The 5,857-nt window shown below is 72.4% G+C and carries 1 protein-coding gene; it reads left to right on the forward strand.

The window, feature by feature from the left end; genetic code table 11:
• Window positions 1-5,857, forward strand: a 5,857-nt coding sequence (locus ABT300_RS40495; RefSeq protein ID WP_351687129.1) for a non-ribosomal peptide synthetase, incomplete at both ends; no start/stop codon positions are given.

Consider the following 5,857-nt stretch of genomic DNA (forward strand, 5'->3'; position numbering starts at 1 on the left):
GCCACAACACCGGTGCGGAGGCCGAACAGCGGGGTGACACCGCGCCCGAGGGCATGCGGGTGCTGTCCTCCCGCGAGCGCACCAACTACCCGCTCACCGTCTCCGTCGACGACAACGGCGACACGATGGCGCTCGTGATCGACGCGGTCGCGCCGATCGCTCCGGAGTCCGTCGGCCTGCTGGTGCAGACGGCCGTCGAGGGCCTGGTTCCCCTGGTCGAGACGGCACTGGACGGCGCGCCGGACGAGGCACTCCGAGACCTCCCCGTGCTGGGCACCGAGGAACTGCACCGGATCCTGACGGAGTGGAACGACGCCGGGGCCGAGTCGGCGGGGACCACTCTGCCGGCCCTGTTCGAGGCGCAGGCGGCACAGACTCCCGATGCGGTGGCGATCGTCGCCGACGGCGAGCGGGTCTCGTACGCGGAGTTGGAAGCGCGGGCGAACCGGCTCGCACGGTCGCTGGTTTCGCGCGGTGTGGGTGCGGAGTCGGTGGTGGGCGTCTGCCTGGAGCGCGGCGTCGAGTTGATCGTGGCGCTGTTGGCGGTGGTGAAGGCAGGCGGTGCGTATCTGCCGATCGATCCGGCGTATCCGGCGGACCGGGTGGCGTTCACGATCGACGATGCCAAGGCCGCGCTGGTCCTGACCGAACAGGGGGCGGCGGACCGGTTGTCGGGGTTGGAGGTCGACGTCGTGACCCTCGACGACCCGGCGGTGGCACGGGAGTTGGCGCTCCTGAGCGCCGACGTGCTGTCCACGGACGAGCGCGGGGACTTGGCACCGGACCAGCCGGCGTACGTGATCTACACCTCGGGTTCGACGGGACGTCCCAAGGGTGTGGTGGTGACACACCGGAACGTGACGGACCTGTTCGCCCGGACGCAGGGCCTGTTCGGGTTCGGCCCCGCGGACGTGTGGAGCTGGTTCCACTCCTTCGCGTTCGACTTCTCGGTGTGGGAGTTGTGGGGCGCGCTGCTGCACGGCGGTCGGGTGGCCGTCGTGTCGTACGAGGTGTCGCGTTCGCCGGAGGACTTCGTGGCGCTGGTGGAACGCGCGGGCGTGACGATGCTGAGCCAGACTCCGTCGGCGTTCTACCAGTTCATGGGAGCCGAGGAGCGGCGGCCGGAGGCGGTGCGGTCCTTGCGTGCCGTGGTGTTCGGCGGTGAGGCGCTGGATCCGGTGCGGCTGGCCGGGTGGTGGGAGCGCCATGGTGCGGATGGTCCGCGGTTGGTGAACATGTACGGCATCACCGAGACCACGGTGCACGTGACGTTCCAGGAGCTGGCGGCCGGGGACGCCGCGGGCAGTGTGGTCGGCCGCGGCATTCCCGGGCTGGGCGTGTTCGTGCTGGACGAGCGGTTGCGTCCGGTGCCGGTGGGAGTCGGTGGTGAGGTGTATGTGACCGGAGGTCAGCTGGCGCGCGGCTACCTCGGGCGCGCGGGGCTGTCGGCGGAGCGCTTCGTGGCGTCGCCGTTCGGTGCGGCGGGTGAACGGATGTACCGGACCGGTGACAGGGCGCGGTGGGGTGCGGACGGTCGGCTGGAATACCTGGGACGTGCGGACGAGCAGGTGAAGGTCCGCGGCTTCCGGATCGAGCCGGGCGAGATCGGTTCGGTGGTGGCCGAGCATCCCGGGGTGGCGCAGGCGGCGGTCGTCGCGCGCCAGGACGCCGGTGACACCCGGCTGGTGGCCTACGTGGTGCCTGCCGATGGTCATGACGGCGACGAACTCCCCTCCATCACTCACGAGTTCCTGACCGCACGGCTGCCGGAGCACATGGTCCCCTCCGCGATCGTGGTCCTCGACGGACTCCCGTTGACGATCAACGGAAAGCTGGACCGCAAGGCCCTGCCCGCCCCGGAGTACACGGCAAGGGCGGGGCGCGGACCGGCGAACGCCCGCGAAGAGGTTCTCTGCGCCGCCTTCGCCGAGGTACTGGGCCTGGAGAGCGTCGGGGTCGAGGACAACTTCTTCCAGTTGGGCGGCCATTCGCTGCTCGCGGTGCGTCTGGTGGAGGTGCTGCGCGGGCATGGTGTGTCGGTGTCGGTGCGGGCGTTCTTCCAGTCCCCGACCCCGGCCGGCCTGGCGGCGTCGACGGGCGCGACGCAGGTGGAGGTGCCGGCGAACCTGATCCCCGCGGACGCCGTGGAGATCACCCCGGAGATGCTGCCCCTGGTGGAGCTGACCGCTGACGAGATCGCCGGAGTCGTCGCGACGGTCCAGGGCGGTGCGGCGAACGTGGCGGACGTCTATCCGTTGGCACCGCTGCAGCAGGGCCTGTGGTTCCACCACCTCATGGCCGAGGGCGGTGTGGATGCGTATGTGCTGCCCACGGTGCTGGAGTTCGCGTCGCGGACGCGTCTGGACGCGTTCGTCGAGGCGCTGCAACGGGTCGTGGACCGGCATGACATCTTCCGCACCTCGATCGTGTGGAAGGGACTGGTCGAGCCGGTGCAGGTGGTGTGGCGCAAGGCCATGCTGCCGGTTGCGGAGGTGGCGCTTGATCCACAGGCCGGGGACCAGGTCGAGCAGTTGCTGGCCCTCGCCGGCCTGTCGGTGGACCTGGGCCGTGCGCCGTTGATCGACATACATGTGGCGGCGGTGCCGGAGGGCGACAGCTGGCTGGCGCTGATGCGCGTGCATCACATCGTGCAGGACCACACGGCGGTCGAGGTGCTGCTGAGAGAGGTGGAGGCGTTCCTGACGGGGCGTGGTGACACGCTGCCGGAGCCACTGCCGTTCCGTACCTTCGTCGCGCAGGCGCGTGGTGGCGTGGCGCAGGCGGAGCACGAGCGGTACTTCGCCGACCTGCTGGACGACGTGGAGGAGCCGACCGCGCCGTTCGGGCTGGTGGACGTGCGCGGTGACGGCGCGGCCGCGGTGCGTCGGATGGTGCCGTTCTCGCCGGAGCTGCACGAGCGCCTGCGTGGAGTCTCGCGTCGTCTGGGGACGAGCGCGGCGACGGTGCTGCATGTGGCGTGGGCGCGCGTGCTGGCTGCGGTCAGCAGTCGTGACGACGTCGTTTTCGGCACGGTGCTGTTCGGCCGGATGAACTCGGGCGAGGGTTCGGCGCAGGTGCTCGGACCGTTCATCAACACCTTGCCGGTGCGGGTGCGCACGGGTGAGCTGAGCGTGCTGGGCGCGGTCACGGGCATGCGTGCCCAGCTGGCTGACCTGCTGGAGCACGAGCACGCGTCGTTGGCGCTGGCCCAGCAGGCCAGTGGAGTCGCGGGCGACACACCACTGTTCACCTCGTTCCTCAACTACCGCCACAACACGGCTCCGAGTGCCGCGCAGGCATCGGCCGACGGCTTGGCCGGCATACGGCAGGTGTACGCGCGGGAGCGCACCAACTATCCGTTGAGCGTCTCGGTCAACGACACCGGCGAGTCGATCGCGCTGGACGTGGACGCGGTGGCGCCGGTCGACCCCCAGGCGGTGGGCGTGCTGCTGCGCACGGCCACCGAGCAACTGGTCGGCGCGCTGGAGACGGCGCTGGCCACAGGCGCGGACCAGCGGCTGAACACGCTCCCGGTGCTGGCCGAGGAGGAGCTGCGCCGGGTCCTCACCGAGTGGAACGACACGGCGACCGAGGTGTCCCCGGTGCCCGTGGTCGGGCAGTTCGAGCACTGGGCGGCGCGGACCCCCGACGCGGTGGCGGTCGTCGCCGACGGCGAGGAGGTGTCGTACGCCGAGCTGGATGCCCGGGCGAACCGGCTGGCGCAGCGGCTGGCGGGCCGCGGGGTCGGCCCGGAGTCGGTGGTCGCCCTGGCCCTGGAGCGGGGCGTGGACCTGGTCGTCGCGGTGCTGGCGGTGCTGAAGTCGGGTGCCGCCTACCTGCCGGTGGACCCGGAGTACCCGGCCGAGCGGATCGCCTTCATGCTCGAGGACGCGAGTCCCGCGCTGGTGCTGGCCTCGGCGGCCACGGCCGAAGTGGTCGAACGGGCGGGGACGCCGGTGCTGCTGGTGGACTCCGCGGAGGTACTCCGGGAGCCGGCCACCCCGGCCGAGCGGCCCGCCGCGCTGCCCGGGCAGCTGGCGTACGTGATCTACACCTCGGGGTCGACGGGTCGGCCGAAGGGCGTGGGTGTTCCGCTGGAGGCGTTCGCGAACACGGTGGCGGCGCTGGCCCGCTTCGGGGCCGGTCCGGACTCGCGGGTGGCGCAGTTCGCCTCGGTGAGCTTCGACAACTTCTGCCTGGAATGGTCGCTGGCCCTCACGTACGGGGCGACGTTGGTCGTGGTCCCGCCGAACCGGCGTCTGGGCGCCGAGCTGGCCGGCTTCTTCACCGAGGCCGGGGTGACACACGCGACCCTGCCGCCTGCGGTGCTGGCGGCTCTGGAGGAGGGCTCGATCGGCGCGGAGGTGGTGCTGGAGGTCGGCGGCGAGGCCTGCCCGCCGGAGGTGGTCGAGCGCTGGGCCGCCGGCCGGCGGCTGTTCAACACCTACGGCCCGACCGAGACGACCGTGGACGCGCTCAGCTGGCAGGCGCGGCCCGGGGTGACGGACGTACCGATCGGCGCGCCGATCGCGAACACCCGGGCGTACGTGCTGGACGGCGCGCTGTCGCCGGTCCCGTCGGGCGCGGCCGGTGAGCTCTACCTGGCGGGCGCGGGTCTGGCACGCGGTTACCTGGGGCGTGCGGGTCTGACGGCGGAGCGGTTCGTCGCCGATCCGTTCGGCGGGGCGGGCGAGCGCCTGTACCGCACGGGCGACCTGGTGCGCCGGAACGCCCGGGGTGAGATGGAGTACCTCGGCCGGGCCGACGACCAGGTTAAGGTCCGTGGCTTCCGGATCGAGCTGGGCGAGGTCCGGGCCGCGGTGGCCGCGCACCCGCAGGTCCTTCAGGCGGCCGTGGTCGTCCGGGGGGAGGAGGTCGGTGACGCGCTCCTGGTGGCCTACGTGGTCGCCGCCCAGGGCACGGTCGGACTGCCCGCCTCGGTCCGCGACTTCGTCGCCGAGCGGCTGCCCGGGTACATGGTGCCGTCCGCCGTGGTGGTGCTGGACGCGCTGCCGCTGACGGTGAACGGCAAGCTCGACCACAGGGCCCTGCCCGCCCCGCAGTACGCGGCCGGCACGGGCCGTGGCCCTGCCACCCTCCAGGAGGAGCTGCTGTGCGGCGTGTTCGCACAGGTGCTGGGCCTGCCCGAGGTCGGCGTGGACGACGACTTCTTCGCCCTCGGCGGCCACTCCCTGCTCGCCACCCGGCTGATGAGCCGGATCCGCACCGTCCTCGGGGTCGAGGTGCCACTGCGCACGTTGTTCGACGCCCCGACCGTGGCCGGCCTGGCCGCCCGCCTGGGCGACGCCGGGACGGCGCGGACGGCGCTGACGGCAGGGGAGCGGCCGGAGCGGGTGCCGCTGTCGTACGGCCAGCGCCGCGTGTGGTTCCTGGGGCAGCTGGAGGGCCCGAGCGCGACCTACAACGTGCCGGTCGCCCTGCGGCTGGTCGGCCGGCTGGAGGAGGAGGCACTGAACGCGGCCCTGCTGGACGTGATCGGCCGGCACGAGGTGCTGCGCACGGTCTTCCCGGTCGTGGACGACGAGCCCTACCAGCGGGTCCTCCCGGCGGAGGGGCCGGCCTGGCGGCTGTCGGTGGCAGAGGTGGCCGCGGAGGAGCTGGAACCGGCGATCGCCGAGGCGGCGGCGCACCTCTTCGACCTGGCGTCGGAACTGCCGATCAGGGCGTCGCTGCTGCGGACCGCTCCCGAGGAGCACGTCCTGGTGGTGACGATCCACCACATCGCCAGTGACGGCTGGTCGACGGGCGTGCTGGCCCGCGACCTCTCGGTGGCCTACGCGGCGCGCACGGCCGGCCGTGCGCCGCAGTGGCAGCCGCTGCCCGTCCAGTACGCCGA

The sequence above is a fragment of the Streptomyces sp. NPDC001027 genome, assembly GCF_040299045.1.
Lineage (GTDB): Bacteria > Actinomycetota > Actinomycetes > Streptomycetales > Streptomycetaceae > Streptomyces.